At 65.5% G+C, this 20,321-nt stretch carries 21 protein-coding genes; 12 read left to right on the forward strand and 9 right to left on the reverse strand.

Annotation, left to right across the window (positions count from 1 at the left end):
- Positions 1 to 81: 81 nt before the first annotated feature.
- Positions 82 to 714, forward strand: coding sequence for a LuxR C-terminal-related transcriptional regulator (locus tag ACHMW6_RS23195; protein WP_395400269.1), 633 nt, complete (start codon positions 82 to 84; stop codon positions 712 to 714).
- Positions 715 to 746: 32 nt separating this feature from the next.
- Positions 747 to 3,557 carry an ATP-binding protein gene (locus ACHMW6_RS23200; protein ID WP_395400271.1) on the forward strand — a complete coding sequence of 937 codons (2,811 nt, stop codon included), beginning with the start codon at positions 747 to 749 and terminating at the stop codon, positions 3,555 to 3,557.
- Here ACHMW6_RS23200 and ACHMW6_RS23205 read toward each other — a convergent pair.
- Positions 3,554 to 3,838 carry a 2Fe-2S iron-sulfur cluster-binding protein gene (locus tag ACHMW6_RS23205; protein WP_395408694.1) on the reverse strand — a complete coding sequence of 95 codons (285 nt, stop codon included), beginning with the start codon at positions 3,836 to 3,838 and terminating at the stop codon, positions 3,554 to 3,556. The two genes, ACHMW6_RS23200 and ACHMW6_RS23205, sit on opposite strands and share 4 nt — an antisense overlap.
- Before the next feature lie 48 nt (positions 3,839 to 3,886).
- Between ACHMW6_RS23205 and ACHMW6_RS23210 the strand changes: the two genes are divergently transcribed.
- A complete protein-coding gene (locus tag ACHMW6_RS23210) occupies positions 3,887 to 4,447 on the forward strand; it encodes a hypothetical protein (protein ID WP_395400273.1) in 561 nt (186 codons plus the stop codon).
- A gap of 42 nt (positions 4,448 to 4,489) precedes the next feature.
- Positions 4,490 to 5,515 (forward strand): alpha/beta fold hydrolase, encoded by a 1,026-nt coding sequence (locus ACHMW6_RS23215; protein ID WP_395400275.1) that lies wholly within the window; start codon positions 4,490 to 4,492, stop codon positions 5,513 to 5,515.
- A gap of 2 nt (positions 5,516 to 5,517) precedes the next feature.
- Here the strand turns inward: ACHMW6_RS23215 and ACHMW6_RS23220 are convergent, their stop codons facing one another.
- Complete coding sequence (locus ACHMW6_RS23220) at positions 5,518 to 6,732, reverse strand: MFS transporter (protein WP_395400277.1); 1,215 nt, start codon at positions 6,730 to 6,732, stop codon at positions 5,518 to 5,520.
- Between the two features lie 106 nt (positions 6,733 to 6,838).
- Between ACHMW6_RS23220 and ACHMW6_RS23225 the strand changes: the two genes are divergently transcribed.
- The 3 genes from ACHMW6_RS23225 to lplT are packed head-to-tail and all read left to right on the forward strand — an operon-like array spanning position 6,839 to position 9,573.
- A complete protein-coding gene (locus ACHMW6_RS23225) occupies positions 6,839 to 7,054 on the forward strand; it encodes a DUF3820 family protein (RefSeq protein WP_395400279.1) in 216 nt (71 codons plus the stop codon).
- A gap of 12 nt (positions 7,055 to 7,066) precedes the next feature.
- Complete coding sequence (locus tag ACHMW6_RS23230; protein ID WP_395400281.1) at positions 7,067 to 8,341, forward strand: dipeptidase; 1,275 nt, start codon at positions 7,067 to 7,069, stop codon at positions 8,339 to 8,341.
- Positions 8,338 to 9,573 (forward strand): lysophospholipid transporter LplT, encoded by a 1,236-nt coding sequence (lplT, locus tag ACHMW6_RS23235; RefSeq protein WP_395400283.1) that lies wholly within the window; start codon positions 8,338 to 8,340, stop codon positions 9,571 to 9,573. Before ACHMW6_RS23230 ends, lplT begins: the two co-directional genes overlap by 4 nt.
- Here lplT and ACHMW6_RS23240 read toward each other — a convergent pair.
- Genes ACHMW6_RS23240 through ACHMW6_RS23250 form a run of 3 tightly spaced genes read right to left on the reverse strand, consistent with a single transcriptional unit; the run spans position 9,530 to position 10,779 of the window.
- Complete coding sequence (locus ACHMW6_RS23240; RefSeq protein WP_395400285.1) at positions 9,530 to 9,931, reverse strand: PPC domain-containing DNA-binding protein; 402 nt, start codon at positions 9,929 to 9,931, stop codon at positions 9,530 to 9,532. The two genes, lplT and ACHMW6_RS23240, sit on opposite strands and share 44 nt — an antisense overlap.
- 2 nt (positions 9,932 to 9,933) lie before the next feature.
- Complete coding sequence (locus tag ACHMW6_RS23245; RefSeq protein WP_395400287.1) at positions 9,934 to 10,317, reverse strand: glutaredoxin; 384 nt, start codon at positions 10,315 to 10,317, stop codon at positions 9,934 to 9,936.
- 45 nt (positions 10,318 to 10,362) lie between these two features.
- Complete coding sequence (locus ACHMW6_RS23250) at positions 10,363 to 10,779, reverse strand: DUF1810 domain-containing protein (RefSeq protein ID WP_395400289.1); 417 nt, start codon at positions 10,777 to 10,779, stop codon at positions 10,363 to 10,365.
- Positions 10,780 to 10,951: 172 nt separating this feature from the next.
- On the opposite strand from ACHMW6_RS23250, the gene ACHMW6_RS23255 reads away from it, so the two are divergent.
- Positions 10,952 to 11,293, forward strand: coding sequence for a KGG domain-containing protein (locus ACHMW6_RS23255; RefSeq protein WP_395400291.1), 342 nt, complete (start codon positions 10,952 to 10,954; stop codon positions 11,291 to 11,293).
- On the opposite strand, the gene ACHMW6_RS23260 is transcribed toward ACHMW6_RS23255, so the two are convergent.
- The 4 genes from ACHMW6_RS23260 to ACHMW6_RS23275 form a co-directional block, all read right to left on the reverse strand.
- Positions 11,290 to 12,243: a DMT family transporter gene (locus ACHMW6_RS23260; protein ID WP_395400293.1), complete on the reverse strand. Its 954-nt coding sequence runs from the start codon at positions 12,241 to 12,243 to the stop codon at positions 11,290 to 11,292. The genes ACHMW6_RS23255 and ACHMW6_RS23260 overlap by 4 nt on opposite strands.
- Before the next feature lie 74 nt (positions 12,244 to 12,317).
- Positions 12,318 to 14,474: a putative bifunctional diguanylate cyclase/phosphodiesterase gene (locus tag ACHMW6_RS23265; RefSeq protein ID WP_395400295.1), complete on the reverse strand. Its 2,157-nt coding sequence runs from the start codon at positions 14,472 to 14,474 to the stop codon at positions 12,318 to 12,320.
- Positions 14,467 to 15,411: an EAL and HDOD domain-containing protein gene (locus ACHMW6_RS23270; protein WP_395400297.1), complete on the reverse strand. Its 945-nt coding sequence runs from the start codon at positions 15,409 to 15,411 to the stop codon at positions 14,467 to 14,469. Before ACHMW6_RS23270 ends, ACHMW6_RS23265 begins: the two co-directional genes overlap by 8 nt.
- A 61-nt stretch (positions 15,412 to 15,472) precedes the next feature.
- Entirely contained in the window at positions 15,473 to 16,417 is a 945-nt protein-coding gene (locus ACHMW6_RS23275) for a LysR substrate-binding domain-containing protein (protein ID WP_395400299.1), read from the reverse strand.
- Between the two features lie 107 nt (positions 16,418 to 16,524).
- Between ACHMW6_RS23275 and ACHMW6_RS23280 the strand changes: the two genes are divergently transcribed.
- The 4 genes from ACHMW6_RS23280 to ACHMW6_RS23295 all read left to right on the forward strand — a co-directional run bounded on the left by ACHMW6_RS23280 (position 16,525) and on the right by ACHMW6_RS23295 (position 20,277).
- Complete coding sequence (locus ACHMW6_RS23280; RefSeq protein ID WP_395400301.1) at positions 16,525 to 17,226, forward strand: pirin family protein; 702 nt, start codon at positions 16,525 to 16,527, stop codon at positions 17,224 to 17,226.
- 73 nt (positions 17,227 to 17,299) lie between these two features.
- Entirely contained in the window at positions 17,300 to 17,944 is a 645-nt protein-coding gene (gene ribA, locus ACHMW6_RS23285; protein WP_395400303.1) for a GTP cyclohydrolase II, read from the forward strand.
- A 3-nt stretch (positions 17,945 to 17,947) separates the two neighbouring features.
- Positions 17,948 to 19,306 (forward strand): serine protease, encoded by a 1,359-nt coding sequence (locus tag ACHMW6_RS23290; protein ID WP_395400305.1) that lies wholly within the window; start codon positions 17,948 to 17,950, stop codon positions 19,304 to 19,306.
- A complete protein-coding gene (locus ACHMW6_RS23295; RefSeq protein WP_395400307.1) occupies positions 19,303 to 20,277 on the forward strand; it encodes an FHA domain-containing protein in 975 nt (324 codons plus the stop codon). The genes ACHMW6_RS23290 and ACHMW6_RS23295 overlap by 4 nt, the downstream gene beginning before the upstream one ends.
- Positions 20,278 to 20,321 lie beyond the last annotated feature (44 nt).

Here is a 20,321-nt window from a genome sequence, read left to right on the forward strand (position 1 = left end):
GAATTAACATCGCTTAACTTGCCGCTGCCGCTAGCCTCGGGACATCATTTGTTCATATACAAGTTGATGTTGGAGGAACCGATGCTGCTTAGTAAGACCAATGTCCATATCATGCGCGGCGAAGCCGTATTGACCGCCGGCCTGCAAACCATCCTTGGCGCGCAGGCCGAACTGAACGTCACTCTGCATGCGCAGTGTCCGCTGGCCCTGAACACCGCCCAGATCGTCGTTGCGGACTATGAAAGCGCGATCGACCTGGCGCACAGCGATACGCTGGAGCAAATTACTCCCCCGCCGCGCATACTGATCGTCGCACGCAGCGCAAGGGAAGTGGAAGTGCGCCAGGCGATGGAGGCTGGGGTGTACGGCTATGTGCTGCAGGACGCCTCGGTCGAGGAATTGCTGAAAGCCATCCAGGCGCTGTCCAGGGGCGTGCGCTATATGGCGGACGCCGTCAGCCTGCGCCTGGCCGACAGCCTGCGCCGCGAATCCCTGACGGCGCGCGAGACGGACGTGCTGACGCTGCTGGCGCAAGGCAGTTGCAACAAGACCATTGCGCAGCAACTCGGCATCGGCGTGGGCACGGTGAAAACCCATGTGCGCGGCCTGATGACGAAATTGCACGCCAAGGCGCGTACGCACGTAGTTGTTGTAGCGTCGGAAAGCGGATTGATCCGCCCCCAAGCGCCGCTCCAGACTTTGAATTATGATTGACATCCAATTCCGTAATTCAGCAAGTTCCGTGCATGGCTGTTAGCGACTTTGAAATCTTTCCCAGCGCCCCCGTCGCCGACACCACCCTGTTGTTCGACAATTTCCGTCTGGTCCCGTCCGAACGCGCCCTCTTCCACAGCGAGAGGCCGGTGCGCATCACCGGCCGCGCCTTCGACTTGCTGCTGGCCCTGCTCGAGCGGCCGGGCGAAATCATCAGCAAGCATGAGCTGATCGCCCGCGCCTGGCCGCGCAGCTTTGTCGAGGAAGGCAACCTGCGCGTGCACATCGTGGCACTGCGCAAACTGCTGGGCACCAGCGCCGAAGGCCGTCCTTTTGTCGAGACGGTCGCCGGCCGCGGCTACAGCTTTGTGGCGCCGGTGACCAAATCCGGTGCGCGCCCGGGCGCGGCGGCCAAGGTGCAGCTGCCGGTGCAGCACAACCGTCTCATCGGGCGCGACGATGTGCTGACCGAACTGGCGGAACAGGCCTGTTCGCGCCGGCTGGTCACGGTGGTTGGCCCCGGCGGCATGGGCAAGACGACCCTGGCCGTGGCGGCCGGGCACCGGCTGGGCGCCTGTTTTGGGGAACGCGTATATTTCGTCGACCTCTCCGCCGCGGCCGATCCCGCCCAGGTGCCGATGGCGCTGGGCCTGGCGCTGGGCATTCCGCTGGCGGGCGGCGATGCCGTCGGCTGCGCGCTGGACTATCTGCGGCAGCAGCCGGCCCTGCTGCTGTTTGATAATTGCGAGCATCTGGTCGACGAAGTGGCGAAGCTGGTACAGCGACTGCTGCGCGAGGCGCCGGGCGCGCACGTGCTGGCCACCAGCCGCGAAGCCTTGCGCATCGACGCAGAATGGGTGTACCGCCTGTCGCCGCTGGCGGTCCCGCCGCCCAATATCGCGCCGGAGCTGCTGCCGCCCGAGGCCATGGCCACCTTCCCCGCGGTGCAGCTCTTCATCGAGCGGGCCAGCGCGGGTGCGGGCGGGCTGGCGCTGGACCCGGCGGGGCTGGCGTCCGTGGTCGATATCTGCCGCCGGCTGGACGGCATTCCGCTGGCGATCGAACTGGCCGCCGGCCGCGCCGGCCTGCTCGGGCTGCACGGTCTGGCCGATCACCTGGAGGACTGCTTCTCGGTGCTGACCGGCGGATGCCGCACCGCCCTGCCGCGCCACCAGACGCTGCGCGCCACACTGGACTGGAGCCATGACATGCTGTCCGAGCGCGACCGCACCGTGTTCCGCCGCCTGTCGCTGTTCCGCGCCCCGTTCCGGCTGGAGTGCGCCATCGAAGTCGTACACTGCGAGCGTTTCCCGCGTGCGGAAGTGCTGGAGAGCATAGCCAACCTGGTGGCCAAGTCGCTGCTGGCGGTGGAAGTGAATGGCGACCCGGCCTGCTACCGCCTGCTGTCCACCACGGCAGCCTACGCCTATGAAAAGCTGGTTGAAAGCGGCGAGCTGCGGACGGTGGGGCTGCGCTATACCACGGAGCTGATCGCCATACTGGAGCAGGCCAACGGCGAGCGCGGGCAAATGCCGGCGGCGGACTGGCTGACGCTATACGGCCGCTTCATCGAACATATCGCATCGGGCCTGGACTGGGCCTTCGCTCCCGGCGGCAATATACGGCTCGGGCAGCGCCTGTGCGCGGTCTCGGCGCCGTGGTGGCACCAGCTGTCGCTGGTGGAGGAATACCGCGGCCGGCTGGCGCAGGCGCTGGCGCCCGGCCTGCCGGAAGATCCGTGCCTGGAGCTGCTGCTGCAGCTGGCGCTGGGCGACACGCTGGTGCATGTGGGCGGCGCCGCCTACGCGCCGCGCCAGGCGGCCTATCTGCGCGCGCTGGAACTGGCGCAACTGGGCGAAGACGTGACGCTGCGCCTGCGCGCCCTGAGCGGCTGCTATTCGGACGCCATTTGCGCCGGCGACTACCACGCAGCCCTGGATTATGCCGAGTGCTATGGCATGGAGGGTGCGGGGCTGGACAGCGAACTGGCCGCCGTCAATCACGCCAGCCTGCTGGCGCGCGCCCAGCATTACCTGGGCATGCAGGCCGATGCGCGCAGCCTGGCGGAATTCCTGTCCAACCACCCGCTGAATGCCGTGCCGCCGCCGCTGCCGCCGGAACACCAGCTGCTGTCCCGTCTTGGCAACCAGGCCTTGCTCGCCCGCACGCTCTGGCTGCAGGGCTATCCCGACCAGGCCATGCGCGTCGCGCGCGAAGCTTTGGCAGAGGCGGAGCGGATGGACCATGGCATCTCGCACTGCTATGCATTGCAGCTGATATGCACGCTGTCTGCCTGGCGTGGCGAGCGCGCCGCCGTCACGCACTACGCGGCAGTGCTGCAGCAGGTGTCGCGCCGCTGCGTGATGCCGAAATGGGAATTCTGGACGGTGGCTTTCCAGGCCGCACAGCGCTGCCACGATCACGGCGAGTGCGCGCGCGACAGCCTGCCCGTGCTGACCCAGAACCCCTGTTGCGGCGACTGGCATATCGACGTGCTGGCCACGCTGCACCCTGCCCTGCTCACGCCGCGCGCCATCGCCCGCGCCGAACAATGCCTGGCCGGCTGGTGCGAGGCCGAGGTTCTGCGCGCCTGGGGCGAATCGTTGCTGCGCGCCGGCGCACACGCGCGGGCCGAGGAGCTGTTCCTGCGCGCGCTGCGCATCGCGCAGGCGCAGCAGGTGCCCGCCTGGGAACTGCGCGTGGCCTGCAGCCTCGCCCGGCTGTGGCGCGCTACGCCGCGCGCCGGCGAAGGGTTGTCGCTGCTGCGCGCCGTCCACGAGCGCTTCACCGAAGGCCACGGCACGGCCGACCTGCGCGCCGCCGCTGCGCTGCTGGCCGGCTAGGCGTCCTTGCGCTTCGCCGCCGGCGACTCGATCACCAGGTCCTCCTGCGCCACGGCCACGCAAGGCAGGATATATCCCTCGCGCTTCTCATCGAAGCTCAGCCCCGGCCACTCGACGCGGTAGCTCACACTGCCGCTGCGCATCAGGCAGATGCAGGTGCGGCAAGTCCCGTTGCGGCAGGAGTTCGGCAACATCACGCCGCCCCGCAGCGCGGCTTCCAGCAGCGTGGACTGCTCGTCCGTCTCGAATCCGAGTCCTTTCGGTTCAACCAGCACCTTCATCATGCATCCGCCTCGCAACAATTCGCGATAGTATGCACGATTATGACAATGCGGAAGGGAGCCTCCATGCTGCGCACCGTGATCGCCGCCGCTCTTGTGCTGGCAGCCCGGCCGGGGATGGCGCAAGAGCGGCCGCCAGCCGGCTATGAGAGCTGGGGCGTGTGCCCGTTCGAATGCTGCACTTACCGCGACTGGACTGCCGAGGCGGACCTGCCTGTCCATGCCAGCCGCAGCGAGCGCTCGCCGGTCGTGTTCCGGCTGCGGCGAGGCGAAACGGTTGCCGCGCCGACGGGCGTGGTGATGACCTGGCGCCCCTGGGCCGTGCACGTGGACCGGCCCGTGCGGGATGGCTATATCGAGGGCAGCGCGGAGCCGCAACTCACGCTCAAGCCGGGCGATGTTGTGTATGCGCTCACCCCGCTGGGCGAGGGTGCTTACCTGTACTGGTATCAGGGCAAAGTCTATCAAAGTGGCCCGGACATGGCTGCCATGCCCGGTGTCGAGGGAAAAGGGGCAAAAGTGGTCTGGTGGAAGCTGGTCCGGAACCAGGCCGGGAAAAGCGGCTGGACCCAGTCCAATAGATTCCGGAATGTGGACGCCTGCGGCTGACATGGCTATGATGGACTGAATCCCATCATAGGAGGGTTGCCCATGCTACGTCCCCTGCTTGCCGCTGCCTTGATCGCCACCGCAGCCATGCCGGCCCTCGCGAGCGCCGCGTGCGCAGCGGGACAGAAGGTGCAGGAGAAGGGACTGGTGCCGATCGGCGGCATACAGCAGTGGGTGACGATCAGCGGCCGCAATTGCGCCAATCCCGTGGTGCTGGTGCTGCACGGCGGACCGGGCAACCCGCTCAGCCCCTACAGCAAGGCGCTGTATGGCGGCTGGGAGAAGGAATTCACCATCGTGCAGTGGGACCAGCGCGGCGCCGGCATGACCTATGGCGCCAGCAAGCCGGCCGAAGATGAGCCCCTCACCATCGAGCAGATGCGCGACGATGGCATCGCCCTCGCCGAATACCTGGCGAAGAAATTCGACAAACAGAAAATCACGCTCATCGGCGGCTCCTGGAGCTCCGTTCTCGCCGTGCACATGATCAAGGCCCGTCCCGACCTGTTCGAGGCCTATGTAGGCGCGGCGCAGATCGTCAGCTACCGGGAGAATCCGCACGCCGCTTACCAGCGCCTGCTGGCAGTCACGCGCAGGGCCAACGACACGGAAGCCGTGAAGCAGCTGGAAGCGCTCGGCACCCCGCCCTGGACCGACCCGCACAACTTCGGCATCATGCGCCGCGTGATCCGCAAGTACGAAGCCCAGGTCACTGAGCCGGCGCCGAAAGCGTGGTGGAAGCCCTCCCCCGAATACGCCACGCCGGAAGCGATGGCCAATTACGAGGGCGGCGAGGATTATTCGTACATCCAGTTTGTGGGCATGCGGGGCGACGGCATGTATTCGCGCGTCGACCTGCCCAAGCTGGGCACCAGTTTCAAGGTGCCCTTCTACCTGCTGCAGGGCGAGGAAGACCTGCTCACCACGCCGGACGTGGCCCGGCGCTATTTCGACAGCATCAGCGCCCCGCAAAAGGAATTCATCCTGCTGCCCCGCGTCGGCCACGATCCCAATCCCACCCTGGTCGCGGCCCAGTACAAGCTGCTGAAGGAGCACCTGCAGCCATAGGCTTAGTGCGCCGCCACTCGCGGCTCACGGCGCACGCCATGGGCCGCAGCGGGACGGGGATTCAGCGCATCCAGGCGGCCGCTCAGCGCCGTCAGCCCAAAGGCGCCCAGCACGATCAGCGCGCCGATCCAGCCCGTATGCACCAGGCCCAGTGCATCGACAATCAGGCCGCCGCCCCAGGCGCCGCCGGCGATGCCCAGGTTGAAGGCTGCGATATTCAGGCCCGACGCCACGTCCACGGCGCGCGGCGTGAAGTGTTCCGCCTGCTGCACCACGTAGACCTGCAGGCCGGCCACGTTGCCGAAGGCGACGGCGCCCCACAGCAGCACGGTCAGCACCACCAGGGGCTTGCTCGGCGCGGTGAAGGTCAGCACCAGCAGCACGGCGGCCAGGCCGAGGAAGATGATCTTCAGGGCGCTGATCGGGCCCCGTTTGTCGGCCAGCTTGCCGCCCCAGATATTGCCGACGGCAACCGAGACGCCGTACACCAGCATCACCAGGCCCACGGCGTTTGAACCGAAGCCCGTCACGCGCTCCAGGATTGGCGCCAGGTAGGTGAAGGCGATGAAGGAGCCGCCGTAGCCGACCGCCGTCATGGCGTACACCAGCAGCAGGCGCGGCTGGCCCAGCACCTGCATCTGCTGCAGCAGCGAAGCGGGCTTCTGGTGCTGGATATTACGCGGCACGAACAACAGGCTGCCGATGAAGGCGATCACTCCCAGCAGGGACACGGCCAGGAAAGTCTCGCGCCAGCCGAAATGCTGGCCGATGAAGGTCCCCAGCGGCACGCCGGTCACGAGGGCCACGGTCAGGCCCGTGAACATGATGGCGATGGCGCTGGCGGCTTTTTCCTTCGGCACCAGCGAAGTGGCGATGGTCGAACCGATGGAGAAGAAGACGCCGTGCGCCAGCCCGGTCAGGATGCGCGCCACGATCAGCGACTCGTAGCCGGGCGATTTCCAGGCCAGCAGGTTACCGGCCGTGAACAGCACCATCAGCGACAGCAGCAGCAATTTGCGCGGCAGCTTGCCGGTCAGCGCGGTCAGGACCGGGGCGCCGACGGCCACGCCGATGGCGTACAGGCTGACCAGCAGGCCGGCCGACGGCAAGGTGACGCCAAGATCCGCGGCGATGGTGGGCAAAAGCCCGACTATGACAAATTCCGTTGTTCCGATGGCAAATGCGCTGATGGTCAGCGCCAGCAAAGCAATGGGCATGGCAAAAACTCCTTATAAAAGTCGATGCCGTGCAGTATCCTGTGCTTCTTTTGTCGAAAAAGATGCCACCGAGCATAAGATTTCTGACTCAGACGCAAGAATAGCCATGAATTCCGAATCCCTCGCACTGTTATGGGCCCGCGAGATGCCTTACGGCAAGTACAAGGGACGCCTCCTGGCCGAACTGCCCGGTCATTACCTGGGCTGGTTCGCCCGTGAAGGCTTTCCCAGGGGAGAGCTGGGCGCGCTGCTGGCGCTGATGTACGAACTCGACCACAACAATCTGCGCAGCCTGATCGATCCGCTGCGTCCGAAACGATAGGAGACTCACCCGATGCTGTTGAAACGTGCCCTGCTGCTCACGCTGGCCTTGCCCCTCGGTGTGGCAAACCTGGCGTGCGCCGCTTCCGCCGCCCCGGCCGAGGATGCCGCCCTGCGCCACGCCAAGGCGCTGCTGGACCGCGCGCCGCTGATCGATGGCCACAACGACCTGCCCTGGACCATCCGCGAATCGCACGAGCATCCGATGGATATCGAAGCCTATGACCTGCGCCGGCACACGCCCCAGGAAACCGACCTGGCGCGCCTGAAGCAGGGCAAGCTGGCGGCGCAGTTCTGGAGCGTCTACGTGCCGGGCGAACTGAAGGAAGGCTGGGCAAAGACGCAGCTGGAGCAGATCGACCTGGCGCGCCGCCTGATTGCGCGCTATCCGGAGCGCCTGGTGTTCGCCACCCGCAGCAGCGATATCGAGAAGGCCCGCAAACAGGGCAAGATAGCCAGCTTCATCGGCATGGAGGGCGGCCACGTGATCGAGAACAGCCTGGGCGCCCTGCGCGCCTACTATGATCTCGGCGCACGCTATATGACGCTGACCCACAACTCCACCCTGGACTGGGCCGACGCGGCGATGGGCGAGCGCAAGCACGGCGGCCTGACGCCCTTCGGCAAGGAAGTGGTGCGCGAGATGAACCGCCTCGGCATGCTGGTGGACCTGAGCCATGTGAGCCCGGAAGTGATGAACCAGGCGCTGGACGTGAGCGAGGCGCCGGTGATCTTTTCCCATTCCAGCGCCCGCGCGCTGAACGACCATCCGCGCAATGTGCCGGACGAAGTGCTGAAGCGCATGCCGGCCAACGGCGGCGTGGTGATGGTGACTTTCGTGCCTGGTTTCGTGTCGCCGGCGGTGTACGCCTGGCGCTCCGGCCTGCAGAAGGCCGTGGGCGACGCCAAGCCCGATACGCCGGAATTCGCAGCGCGCCGCGCGGCCTATGAACGGGAAGCCGGCCCGGCGCCGAAGGCCACGCTGGCCCAGGTGGCGGACCATATCGAGCATGTCGCCAAGGTGGCCGGCCACGACCATGTGGGCATCGCCGGCGACTACTACGGCGCCGAAAACCCGGTGGGCCTGGAAGACGTGTCCACCTACCCTGCCCTGTTCGCGGAGCTGATCCGCCGCGGCTGGAGCGACAAGGACCTGGCCAGGCTGGCCGGCGGTAACCTGGTCCGCGCCTTCGCCCAGGCGGAGAAAGTCGCGGCCAAACTGCAGAAGGAGCGCAGCCCGAGCCTGGCCACCGTAACCACGGCGGACGCCAAGGCGGTAGCCCGATGAAGCGTGGCTTCTACACCATCATGGCGGCGCAGTTCTTTTCTTCGCTGGCCGACAACGCCCTGTTCATCGCCTGTGTCGCCTTCCTGGCGGCGCTCAATTCGCCGGGATGGATGACGCCCCTGCTGCAACTGTCCTTCGTGCTGTCCTATGTGCTGCTGGCCGCTTTCGTGGGCGCCTTTGCCGACGCTTATCCGAAGGGCAAGGTCATGTTCGTCACCAACCTGGTGAAGCTGGCCGGCTGCGCCGCCATGTTCATGCACGCGCACCCGTTGATCGCCTACGGCATCGTGGGCCTGGGCGCGGCGGCCTACTCGCCGGCCAAGTACGGCATCCTCACCGAACTGCTGCCGCCTGAACAGCTGGTGGCGGCCAATGGCTGGATCGAAGGGCTGACGATTTCCTCCACCATCTTCGGCGTGGTGCTGGGCGGCCTGCTGTCCGCCAATCCCCACGTGGCCGCGATGCTGATGTATTTCGACGTGCCGGGCGTGACCTTTTTCGATTCGGCCGCCGAGGCGGGCATCGCCGTCATCATGGGCCTGTATGTGCTGGCCGCGCTGTTCAACCTGAAGATCGCGGACACCAAGGCGCGCTATGCCAAACAGGCGATGAATTTCCGCCACCTGGTCTCCAGTTTCAGCAATGCCTGCAGCGTGCTGTGGAACGACCGCCTGGGCCAGGTCACGCTGGCCGTGACCACCCTGTTCTGGGGCGCGGGCATGGTGCTGAAGATTATCGTGCTGCGCTGGGGCGAGGAAGCGCTTGGCCTCACGCTGGACAAGGCTGCCGTGCTGCAGGGCGTGTTCGCCATCGGCGTCGCCGCCGGCGCCGTGCTTGCGGCGCGCTTCATTTCGCTGAAGCGATCGCTGTCCGTGATGTGGGTCGGTGCGCTGATGGGCGGCGCCGTCACCCTGATGACGCTGGTGCACAGCCTGTGGGTGGCCTATCCGCTGCTGATCTTCATCGGCGCGCTGGCCGGCTTCTTCGTGGTGCCGATGAACGCCCTGCTGCAACACCGCGGCCACACCCTGATGAGCGCAGGGAATTCGATCGCGGTGCAGAACTTCAACGAGAACGTCTCCATCCTCTGCAGCCTGCTGCTCTACGCCGCCATGCTGAAGATGGATGTGGGCCTGAACGCGACCATCGTCATGTTCGGCCTGATGGTTGCCGGCTGCATGCTGCTGATCATCGGCCGCCACTATTCAGTGGGCGCACCACAAGTTCAGTAAAACCCGTGGCCGGATCATGCTCGCGCGCGAAATCGTGCGCGGGCAGCAGCACCAGCAGCAGTTCGGCGGTGGTGCGCACGATGCAGCCCGCCGCCACATGGCCGTCATACACACGGCCTGCCGCATCCGATACCGACATATGCAGGTGGGCGCCGTCCGGCGACACCGATCCCGCCACCGTCAGGATTTCCAGGTCACCACGCAGTTCCTCCGGCTCGGGCTGGCCGGCGTAGCGCAGGCGCGCCACGCTCAGGCTGCCAATACCCTGCAAAAGGTAGCCCGCCCGCCCCTGCAGGGCGGCTTCCACACCGGCGCGCAAGTCGTCGCCGGGCGAGAGGCGCAGCGGCAGTGCTTCCATGCTCAGGCCGGCAGACGTGGCGTGTTCAGCAGGGTCTTGAACTCGCCGCCCTCGACCAGGCGCTGCAAGTCCTGCGCGCCGCCGATCAGCACGCCGTGCACGAAGATCATCGGGAAGGTGGGCCAGCCCGTCCACATCTTCAGCGCCAGGCGGCGCTTCCATTCGCTCAGGTAACTGCCGTACTCGAGGTAGGTGTACTGCACGTTCAGGCCATCGAGCATGCGGCGCGCCTTGCGCGGGAAGGGATTCTGGCGCATGCCGACCACCACCACGGCGTTCGCCGCCACCGCTTCCTGCACCTGCTCCACCACCTCGGCATGGTTGCGCGCCACGCGTTCGCGGATGGCGGGATGGATGTGGGCGTCGTCGAGGATCTTGCGGTTCATGCGGGCTCCGGAGGAAGTGGTTATGCCGACAATGTAGCCCGAGGTTTACAGCCTGTCCAGCGTCGCCGGGTCGGGCTGGCCGCCGTAGTACTTCTGCAGGCAATCGGCAAACAGCGTCTCCTCCGGGGCGGCTTGCGCGAACAGGGTCAGCGAGGAGCGCAACTTCATATCGTCGGGCGAGCCGAAGATGGCGTGGGCGCTGGCGCTGTCGCTCGCGAGCACAAGGGCACAGCACTCGCGCAGCCTGGCGCCGAGCAGTGGATGCGCCAGGTAGGCGCGCGCTTCCGCCAGTCCCGAGATCGCGTAGCGTTCGGCCATGGCGCTGAAGCCGAGGCCTTCGATCTGCGGGAAGATGTACCAGATCCAGTGACTGCGCTTGCGTCCTGCGGACAGTTCCGCGCGCACGGTTTCATATACCGGCTGCTGCGCATCCACGAAGCGCTGGAGATTAAAGTCGTCCATTTTGGCTCCCCTGTCGTGTTACTTTTCAGTGAGCCATTGTCCTACAAACCACAGTCGCGTGGTCTTATTAAAGCCCCGCTCCACCCCGCCTAACATGGAGCCCTCTTTCAATGATTGGTGACAGAAATCGGCGAAGGAATGCAATGTTTATCGACTAGCAAAGGAGAGAATCATGGCATCATCGAATCAAGGCGGTGGCAACAAACAGAGCGGCGACACCAGCAACCGCGGTTTCGCTTCAATGGACCCGCAAAAACAGCGTGAGATCGCCAGCGAGGGCGGTAAAGCCGCCCACGCATCGGGCAACGCTCACGAATTCACCTCGGAAGAGGCCCGCAAAGCCGGCAGCATGAGCCACAAGAACGACGGCAATCGCCAATCCGGCTCGATCGACTCGGACAACCGCGGCAGCTCCGGCAGCCGCCAGAGCAGCGGCGGCGGCACCCGCGGCGGCACGCCTGAACAGCATGCCGAAGCAGGCCGCCAGAGCCACAAGAACGATGACAAGCGTTAAACACGCCTCGCCATCGATGCGCCAAGGCGCATGAGTTCACAGATAAAGTGAACTCTGGTCGCCGCCCTGCCGGGGCGGCGTTCCAGCATCCCGGTAGTCAGAGCACAGCCCAGCAGGATCACCGCACAGCTGCCCGCCATCTGCCAGTTGAATGGCTCATGCAGGAACAGCGTCCCCCACAGCACACCAAAGGCCGGAATCAGGAACAGCGCGCTCATGGCGCGGCTGGCGCCCAGCTTCGCAATCAGGCCAAAGAACAGCACATAAGCAAACGTCGTGCACAGTGCGGACAGCGCCAGCACTGCGCCCCACGCCCTGGCGGACGGCGCATGCGCCGGCCACAGCAGCATGGCCGGCAGCACCAGCAGCACGGCCGCAAACAGCTGGCTGCCCGTCGCTACGGCGAGCGGCGGAACCTGGGACAGGAAACGCTTGCTGAAATTCCCGGACACGCCGTACAGCAGCGTCGCGCACAGGCAGGCCAGCGCCGCCGCCAGCGTGGAAGCCGTCCCTGCGACGCCAAGATGCAGCTTGCCGCTGACCAGCAGCACCACGCCGCCAAAGCCGATGCACAGTCCCGCCATGCGCTGCACGCTCAGCGTTTCTCCCAGCCAGATGGCGCCGATCAGGGCCGCGAACAGCGGCGTGGTCGAGCTCAGGATCGAGGACAGCCCGGCCGGCAGGCTCAGCGCCGCGAAATTGAAAAGCAGGAAAGGTAGGGCCGCATTGGTCAGGCCGACAAACGCGATCGGCTTCCAGTTGGCCCACAGCGCGCGCCACTGGCCGCGCCACAGCAGCAGCGGCAGCATCAGCAGCGTGGCCGTGACTGCCCGTACGCCCGCCATGGCGGCCACGCCGAATTCCGGCGCACCGACGCGGATGAAGAGATAGGAAGCGCCCCAGATGGCGGCGACCGACACGAGGCGGCCGAGGTCGTATACGTCCAGCATATGTCCTCCATTGCGAATATGGACACATTCTGAACTTTAGCCTGGCTCCATAGAAGAACCAGGAATGGTAAAAATCATAGGGCCAGGGAAGCCTGGCGGCTGCCAAACGCGAGGCGTTTACCCTCGCGCAGCATGCGTTCGAAGTCGGCCGCCGGCACGGGCTGGCTGAAGAGATAGCCCTGCAGCTGGTCGCAACCCAGCTCGCGCAGGAAGGCCATCTGCTCGGCCGTTTCCACACCCTCGGCCACTATTTCCTGGCGCAACTGCTGGGCCATGGTGACGATCGCGCGCGCAATGGCGCAGTCGTTTTCCTCGTAAGGCAGGCCGATGACGAAGGCGCGGTCGATCTTCAGCGTCCCGATGGGGAATTTCTTCAGGTAGGCCAGGCTCGAATAGCCGGTGCCGAAATCGTCCAGCGCCAGCGCCACGCCCATCGCCACCAGCTGGTTCATGATCAGGGCCACCTTGTCCGCGCCGCGCACCAGCAGGCTTTCCGTAATCTCCAACATCAGGTGCTCGGCCTGCACGCCGTGGCGCGCCATGACATCGGCCACGCGCTCGGGCAGCGCATCGTCGAACTGGCGGGCCGACAGGTTGACGGCCACCGGCGGCATCATCAGGTTGGCATCCTTCCACTGGCGGATCTGGCGGCAGGCTTCATCCAGCACCCAGTTGCCCAGTTCCAGGATGAGCCCCGTCTCTTCCGCCACCGGGATGAACACGCCCGGCGACACCAGCCCGCGCACCGGGTGGCGCCAGCGCAGCAGCGCTTCCGCGCCCACGATGCGGCCGCTGCGCAGGCTGACCTTGGGCTGGTAGTACAGCAGCAGTTCCTTGTTCGCCAGCGCCTGCCGCAGCTCGCTCTCGATGCGCAGGTGTTCCTTGGCGCGCTGGTTCATTTCTTCGCTGTAGAACAGCAGGGTCGGATCGGGCGTCTGCGCGGCCCGCGCCATGGCCGTTTCCGCGCCGCGCACCAGCCCGCGCGCATCCTGCGCATCCTCCGGCCATACAGCGATGCCGATATGGGCGTTGACCTGCAGGCTGTGCGGGCCGACCTGGATCGGCGCGGACAGCGCCGTCATCAGCTTCTGCGCGACGATGGCCGCGTGCTCGCGTTTCCCGATCTGCGGCAAGGCCGCGGCGAACTTGCCGCCATCGAGCCGCGCCAGGATGTCTTCATCGCGCAGCACCTGGCGGAACACGCGGCCGATTTCCACCAGCAGCGCATTGCCCGTCTCGTAGCCCAGCGTGTCGCTGATGGCGCCAAGGCGGCTCAGTTCAATCACCAGCAGCGCGCCATGCTCACTGTTGCGGCGCGCCTCCGTCATCGCCTGTTCCAGCAACTGGGTCAGCAGGCCGAGGTTGGGCAGGCCGGTCAGGTTGTCGTAGTTCGCCATGCGCTGCAGGCGCGCTTCGGCATCCTTGTGCACGCTGATGTCCGAGAACAGGGAGAAAGTGTGGCTGATGACGCCCGCTTCATCGCGCACGGCGCTGATGGTGACGGATTGCGGGAACAGTTCGCCGTTCTTGCGCTTGCCGATAATCTCGCCGCGCCACGGACCGGCGCCGGCCATGGCGGCGCGCACCTTGGCGCGGAATTCGGCGTCGTGCACGCCGGAGCGCAGCAGGTCCGGCGTCTGGCCGATCGCTTCGGCCGGCGTGTAGCCGGTAATGCGGGTGAAGGCGCCGTTGATGGACACGATGCGCTCGCGGGCATCGGTAATCAGCACGCCCTGGTCGCTGTCCTCGATGATGCGCGCATGCAGGCTGTTCTTCTCGTCCGGCGACAGGCCCTCATTGACAGGCGACAGCTTGACCCGCATGCCGACTGCATTGCCCGTGTCGTCATGCGCCAGCGAGATCGCCGCCCGCACCCAAATCACTTCGCCGGACTTCTTGCGGCGGCGGACTTCGGTGACGGCGTTATCCGCTTCCAGCACCAGCTCCGCGATATTGCCGCCTTCATCGTCATCCGTGTACAGGAAGAGGATGTGCTGGCCCAGCGCTTCCCGCGCCGTGTAGCCGAACATGGCTTCCACGCCCGCGTTCCAGCCCGTGATGTAGCCGGCCAGGTCCATCTCCAGTTCGGGTGCAGCCGCGGCGGCCGGACCGGTCCGCAGCGCGGCCAGCGCCGCATCCAGTTCGCGCAGCGTGGCGGCCAGCGCCTCGCCTTGCTGGCCTTGCGCCAGCCGGGCCAGGGCCTGGCAGCGGGCGATGGCGTCGTCAGCCATGTGCCCCAACCTCGCTGGTCACTTCCAGCATCCACAGGTTGGCGTCCGCCACGATGGCGTTGAATTCAGCCGGCGACAGTTGCAGCTCTTCCAGGCGGCGCGCCGCCTCGGCAAAGTCGCCGCGCTCCGCCGCTTCCACGATGGACAGCAATTCGCCCAGTTCGCCCTGCTTGTGCAGCAGCGCCTGCTGGGCAGCGTCGCCGATGTTCAGGGGCGCCAGCAACTGCTCCAGCGGCATGCCGAACAGGATGCCGAGCAGCGAGAACATGCCGGCCATGAAGGCCTGCTCCTGGGCCGCCTTGCCCTGCCCCGTCGCGCGCGCCAGCAGCTCCAGCATGCGCGCCCGCACGGACACGCGCGCCAGCAGCATGGCCGAGCGCAAGTCGCCGTCGCGCGCCGCGAACAGCATCAGGTTCAGCCAGCGCCGCAGCTGGGCGCGGCCGAGGATGAGGATGGCCTGGTTGAAGCTGGTGATCCTGCGTCCCGTGCCCATGCCCAGCGAATTGACCAGCTTGAGCAGATGGTAGGACAACGTGGGGTCGCGCCGCAGCAGCGCCTCGATTTCATGGTTTTCCGCGTCGTTGCCGACCAGCTGGACCAACTGCAGCGCCAGCGCGCGCGAAGCGGCCTGCGATCCGCTTGGACGCTCCGGCGGCTGCAGGGCCCAGTCGCCCTCGATCCAGTCGATTTCCGGCGCCGGCAGCAGCACGCTGTCGTCGGTGCGCAGCACGCGCTGCGCCGGCAGTGGCTGCCACCCGGCGGCAGCCAGCGAGGCCGCCTCACCGCGGTAATAGCAGGGCAATTTCTGCGCCAGCTCGGCCAGCGCTTGCGGCAAGCCATCCTGCGGCGCACCGGAAAACACCAGCGCTGCGGGTTTGCCCTGGCGGTTCGCCAACAGGTTCAGGAAAACGGGAGACACGGCCAGGGAAGCATTCATCCCGGTATGGTACTCCGAAACAGTTGGCACTCGTCAACACTACTCTGGGTAGATGCACAGCTCAGACAACAGCACCTTGACTAAAAGCAATACCTGGCAAGTGCAGGCAGAGACGTTCGAACAGGCCCGGTCCCTGCATGCGGCTCAGCCACCACTCCAGCGCGGCGCCCGTTTCGCCCGTGCGCCAGGCCAGGTAGAAGGTTTCGTCCGGCTTCGGTTCCTCCACCTGCTTTTCGACCAGCAGCCCGGCAAGTATCGCGGCGCGCGCGCATTGCTCGGGCAGGAAGCCGAAGCCCAGGCCGCCGATCTGGTAATCGAACTTGGCCTGCATGGTGGGCACGGTCAGGCTGTCCTGCCCCATCAGCACGCCCACGGTGCGCGCCGCGGACTGGCGCGAGGAGTCCGCCATCACGACGGCGCGGTGGTATTGCAGCTGCTCGCGCCCCAGCACGCCCTGCTCCTTCGCCAGCGGATGGGAAGGCGCCACGCAGAAGTTCCATTTCAGGCTGCCGATCGGCTGCGAGATATAGCCGCCGCCGGCCGGGCCGTCGCCGGGCGCGCCCACGATCAGGTCCACGCGCCGGTCCAGCAGGGCTTCCCAGCTGCCGGACAAGGCTTCCTGCACCACACGCAGGCGCGTCTGCTGGGCCACCTGGTAGAAGGCCTTGACGTCCTCGCGCAGCACGGCGGCCGTGAACATGGAATCGATGCCGACGGCGATTTCCGTTTCCCAGCCCGAAGCGACGCGGCGCACGCGCGATTCCAGGTCCTGCGCCGCCTTCAGCAGGTAGCGCCCCTCCTTCAGCAGCTCGCGTCCGGCCCGGGTCAATTCAACGCGCGGGCCGATGCGCTCGAACAGCTGCACGCCCATATCGTCTTCCAGCTTGGCGACAGTATAGGAAATGGTCGAAGGCACACGGTGCATCTCCTTGGCGGCGGCGGAAAAGGACCCGCGGCGGTCGATGGCGTCCATGATCAGCAGGGCATCCAGGCTCAGTCTCAGCATGTTCGATTTTTTCGATGATAGCTCGGCAAATTTTCCGTTTTTTAATCTCGGAAGGGGCACATATACTGTGAATCATCCATTCGAAATTATCGCACAAGGAGCTGATCATGTTGCAAATTCGTAAAAGTGAAGAACGCGGTATCGCCAACTTTGGCTGGCTCGACTCCCGCCACACCTTTTCCTTCGGCCATTACTATGACCCGAAGCACACCGGGTTCGGCCCCCTGCTCGTCATCAATGAAGACAAGGTGACTCCGGCCCAGGGCTTCGGCACGCACGGCCACCGCGACATGGAAATCATTTCCTACGTGCTGAGCGGCGCGCTGGAGCACAAGGACAGCATGGGCAACGGTTCGGTGCTGCACTACGGCGACGTGCAGCGCATGAGCGCGGGTACCGGCGTGCGCCACAGCGAGTTCAATCACTCGCACGATGAAGGCGTGCACTTCCTGCAGATCTGGATCCAGCCGGACCAGGTCGGCATCCAGCCTTCGTATGAGGAAAAGCACTTCACGCCGGAGAGCAAGACCAATACGCTGCGCCTGATCGCCTCCAGCGACGGCCGTGGAGGCTCGGTGCTGATCCACCAGAATGCGTCGATCTACGCCGCCATCCTGGATGGTTCGACCGATCTGGAACACAAGCTGGAAACGGGACGCCAGGCTTATGTGCACGTGATCCGCGGCACGGTGAATGTCAACGGCACGCCGCTGCGGGGTGGCGATGCCTTGAAAATCACCGATGACAACCTCATAACGCTGAAAGAGGGCAAGGCTGTAGAGCTCCTGCTCTTCGACCTGCCGAGCTAAGAAATGCTATGATCGCAGGGCGTACCAGTCTGTAAAGATTGGTACGCCCTTTACTCGTTTTGGAAAGATACTCATGCTGCCCGCCGTAGAAAAAGAAGAACTGGACTATGTGACCTCCTGCGCGCTGCCTACGCCATGGGCCCAGTTCACGCTGCACGCCTTCGTTGAGCATGCAACGGGCAAGGAACACCTGGCCATGGTGCTCGGCGATATCGGCAACGGCCAGCCGGTGCTGGCGCGCGTCCATTCCGAATGCCTGACCGGCGACGTGCTGTTCTCGCAGCGCTGCGACTGCGGCGCCCAGCTGGAAGGCGCGCTGAAACGCATTGCGGACGAAGGCCGCGGCGTGCTGCTCTACCTGCGCCAGGAAGGCCGCGGCATTGGCCTGATCAACAAGATGCGCGCCTACCGCCTGCAGGAAGCGGGCCTGGACACCGTGCAGGCCAACGAACAACTGGGCTTCAAGCCGGACCAGCGCAACTACGCGCTGGTGGAACCGATGCTGAAGCAGTTCGGCGTGACGGCCCTGCGCCTGATGACCAACAACCCACGCAAGATCGCCGCCATGGGCAACCTGGGTGTCGATGTGGTCGAACGTGTGCCGCTGCTGGTCAATCGCAATGCCTTCAATCAGCGCTATCTCGATACCAAGGCGCTCAAGCTGGGGCATATGATGCATGCCACCACTCCACCTGCTGCCGAAGACGGCGAACTCTAAGGCATGAACTTCACCAAGCTTGCTTTATCACTGACTTTGACCTGGGGCTGCGCCAGCGCACTGGCCGCCCCGCCTCCCCTCCCCGGCCAGCCGCCGCAAGCGCCGCGCCCGCAGCAGCAAGCCGGTGACGAAGCTGCGCTTCCAACGCCTTCCAGCTCAGCCCAGAAACTGTATTCCAGCGCCAAGGCCGACCTGCTGCAGGTGCGCTCGCTGCTGAAAAGCGGCCGCACCCAGTCCTCCGTCGGCTCCGGCTTCCTGGTCGGCACCTCGAATCTGGTGCTCACCAATTACCACGTGGTCTCGCAATTCGCCCTCGATCCGGAAACCTACATCGGCGAATGGGTGGACACGGCAGGCCAGCGCGGCAATATCGAACTGCTGGCGGTGGACGTGCTGCACGACCTGGCCGTGGTGCGCGTGAACCGCTACGGCACCGGCGTGTTCTCGGTGCCGGAGAAGCCGGTGCAGCTGTCGCAGGGCCAGTACCTCTACTCGCTGGGCAATCCGCTGGACCTGGGCTTCGCCATCTCCGAAGGCGCTTACAACGGCGTGATCACGCGCAGTTTCTACGACCAGCTGCTGTTCACGGGCCCGATCAACGCGGGCATGAGCGGCGGCCCGAGCGTGACGGCCAATGGCGAAGTGGTCGGCGTGAACGTGTCCAAGCGTCTCGACGGGGAGCTGGTGAGCTTCCTGGTGCCGGCCCGCTACGCGCAGGAATTGCTGAAGAAGGTCACGCCGGACCTGAAGCCGCCCAAGGATTTCACGGCCGTCGTGGCGCAGCAGCTGCTGGCGCACCAGAAGGCCATGATCGACCAGCTGTTCTCCACGCCGCTGACCATGAAGGCCATGGGGCCTTATGAAGTGCCGGTGCGCGAATCGGAACAGATGCGCTGCTGGGGGCGCTCCAACGTGCGCGGCGACAAGCCCTTCTCGGTGGACATCACCAACTGCTCGATGGAGTCGGCCATCTTCGTCTCCGGTTCGCTGCAGACGGGCGCCGTCTCCATCCAGCACCAGTACATGCGCAGCGCCGGCCTTGACCCGATCCGCTTCGCCCAGCTTTCTTCCGCATCGTTCAAGAACGAAGCCTTCGGCAGCCACCGGGACAGCCGCCTGACCGGTCCCACCTGCACCGAAGAATTCATCCGCAACGACACCCTTCCCATGCGCGCCGTGCTGTGCGTGAAGGCTTACCGCAAGTTCGAAGGCTTGTACGACTTTTCCCTGCTGATCGGCAGCACGGATGACAGCATGATGAACCTGCAGAGCCGGATGGATGCGCGTGGCGTATCCTACGAAAACGGCATGCGTGCCTCGCGCGCCTTCCTCAAATCGGTGGCGCGCGGAGGCAAGAAATGAAGGGGCCGTACTTCATCGAGACGCTGGCCCGTAACGGCGATGTGCTGCACCGGCATCGCGTGGCCGAACTGCCGATCACGCTGGGCCGCGGCTACAACAATGATTTCATCCTGGACGATGCCCACACGGCGGCGCGCCACGCGGTAGTGGATGTGGGTGAAGACGGCGGTCTCGTGATGCGCGACCTGGGCAGCGAAAATGGCATCGTCGTCCAGGGCAAGAAATACCGCATTTCGCCGATCGACGGCACGACCGTCGTCCGCCTGGGCCATACCCGCCTGCGCATCCGCGATGCCGATTATCCGGTGGAGCCGGAAGTCACCGACACCACGATGCACGCCTGGGAAGGCGGCGTGCCCGCCATTGCGGGCCTGGCGCTGATCGCCCTGTTCACCAGCGCCGAAGAAGCGCTGTCGGACGCGGGCAATTTCCAGGCCGTGAATTATCTGCTGGTCATCGCCAGCGCGCTGGGCGTGGGCCTGGTGTGGAGCGGCCTGTGGGCTCTGGCCAACCGCCTGTTCGGCGGCCATGCGCGCCTGGGACGCCACCTGTTCATCCTCGGCTCAGGCCTGATTGCGCTGGGCGCGTGGAAAGCCATCAGCAGCGTGCTGGCCTATGCCTGGTCGGCGGAGGTCTTCACGCGCTTCGGCAACCATGTCGCGATCCTGATCCTGTGCATCATGATCTGGTTCCACGTGGGGACCATACGCCCGCACCGCCGGCGCAGCTTCGTGCGCACCATCGGCATCATGATGGCGCTGGGCTCGGGCGTGGTCCTGATGAGCAATTACCAGTCGACCGGACGGCTGTCGGACGAGTTGTATATGTCCGTTCTGCTGCCGCCGTCGCTGCGCCAGAGCCCCGACCACAGCTTGGATGAATTCATGGGCAACGCGGCCCGGCTGAAGGCGGAAGCGGATGCGGACCGCAGACGCTCGGTCAAGAACGACGATAACGACGACGAGGATTAAAACCCACGGCGTGAACCCGGTGTCAGGCACATCGTGCCTGACAC

The sequence above is a fragment of the Pseudoduganella sp. UC29_106 genome (assembly GCF_044055365.1).
GTDB lineage: Bacteria > Pseudomonadota > Gammaproteobacteria > Burkholderiales > Burkholderiaceae_D > Rugamonas.

Excerpts from the sequence above, each read along its gene's own strand:
- ACHMW6_RS23255 (WP_395400291.1), top strand. The coding sequence starts at position 10,952 with ATGGCATCATCGAATCAAGGCGGTGGCAACAAACAGAGCGGCGACACC.
- ACHMW6_RS23200 (WP_395400271.1), top strand. The coding sequence starts at position 747 with ATGGCTGTTAGCGACTTTGAAATCTTTCCCAGCGCCCCCGTCGCCGAC.
- ACHMW6_RS23245 (WP_395400287.1), bottom strand. The coding sequence starts at position 10,317 with ATGAACCGCAAGATCCTCGACGACGCCCACATCCATCCCGCCATCCGC.
- ACHMW6_RS23220 (WP_395400277.1), bottom strand. The coding sequence starts at position 6,732 with ATGCCCATTGCTTTGCTGGCGCTGACCATCAGCGCATTTGCCATCGGA.
- ACHMW6_RS23210 (WP_395400273.1), top strand. The coding sequence starts at position 3,887 with ATGCGGAAGGGAGCCTCCATGCTGCGCACCGTGATCGCCGCCGCTCTT.
- ACHMW6_RS23215 (WP_395400275.1), top strand. The coding sequence starts at position 4,490 with ATGCTACGTCCCCTGCTTGCCGCTGCCTTGATCGCCACCGCAGCCATG.
- ACHMW6_RS23260 (WP_395400293.1), bottom strand. The coding sequence starts at position 12,243 with ATGCTGGACGTATACGACCTCGGCCGCCTCGTGTCGGTCGCCGCCATC.
- lplT (WP_395400283.1), top strand. The coding sequence starts at position 8,338 with ATGAAGCGTGGCTTCTACACCATCATGGCGGCGCAGTTCTTTTCTTCG.
- ACHMW6_RS23295 (WP_395400307.1), top strand. The coding sequence starts at position 19,303 with ATGAAGGGGCCGTACTTCATCGAGACGCTGGCCCGTAACGGCGATGTG.
- ACHMW6_RS23240 (WP_395400285.1), bottom strand. The coding sequence starts at position 9,931 with ATGGAAGCACTGCCGCTGCGCCTCTCGCCCGGCGACGACTTGCGCGCC.
- ACHMW6_RS23250 (WP_395400289.1), bottom strand. The coding sequence starts at position 10,779 with ATGGACGACTTTAATCTCCAGCGCTTCGTGGATGCGCAGCAGCCGGTA.
- ACHMW6_RS23225 (WP_395400279.1), top strand. The coding sequence starts at position 6,839 with ATGAATTCCGAATCCCTCGCACTGTTATGGGCCCGCGAGATGCCTTAC.
- ACHMW6_RS23290 (WP_395400305.1), top strand. The coding sequence starts at position 17,948 with ATGAACTTCACCAAGCTTGCTTTATCACTGACTTTGACCTGGGGCTGC.
- ACHMW6_RS23205 (WP_395408694.1), bottom strand. The coding sequence starts at position 3,838 with ATGAAGGTGCTGGTTGAACCGAAAGGACTCGGATTCGAGACGGACGAG.
- ACHMW6_RS23230 (WP_395400281.1), top strand. The coding sequence starts at position 7,067 with ATGCTGTTGAAACGTGCCCTGCTGCTCACGCTGGCCTTGCCCCTCGGT.
- ACHMW6_RS23265 (WP_395400295.1), bottom strand. The coding sequence starts at position 14,474 with ATGGCTGACGACGCCATCGCCCGCTGCCAGGCCCTGGCCCGGCTGGCG.
- ACHMW6_RS23275 (WP_395400299.1), bottom strand. The coding sequence starts at position 16,417 with ATGCTGAGACTGAGCCTGGATGCCCTGCTGATCATGGACGCCATCGAC.
- ACHMW6_RS23270 (WP_395400297.1), bottom strand. The coding sequence starts at position 15,411 with ATGAATGCTTCCCTGGCCGTGTCTCCCGTTTTCCTGAACCTGTTGGCG.
- ACHMW6_RS23280 (WP_395400301.1), top strand. The coding sequence starts at position 16,525 with ATGTTGCAAATTCGTAAAAGTGAAGAACGCGGTATCGCCAACTTTGGC.
- ribA (WP_395400303.1), top strand. The coding sequence starts at position 17,300 with ATGCTGCCCGCCGTAGAAAAAGAAGAACTGGACTATGTGACCTCCTGC.
- ACHMW6_RS23195 (WP_395400269.1), top strand. The coding sequence starts at position 82 with ATGCTGCTTAGTAAGACCAATGTCCATATCATGCGCGGCGAAGCCGTA.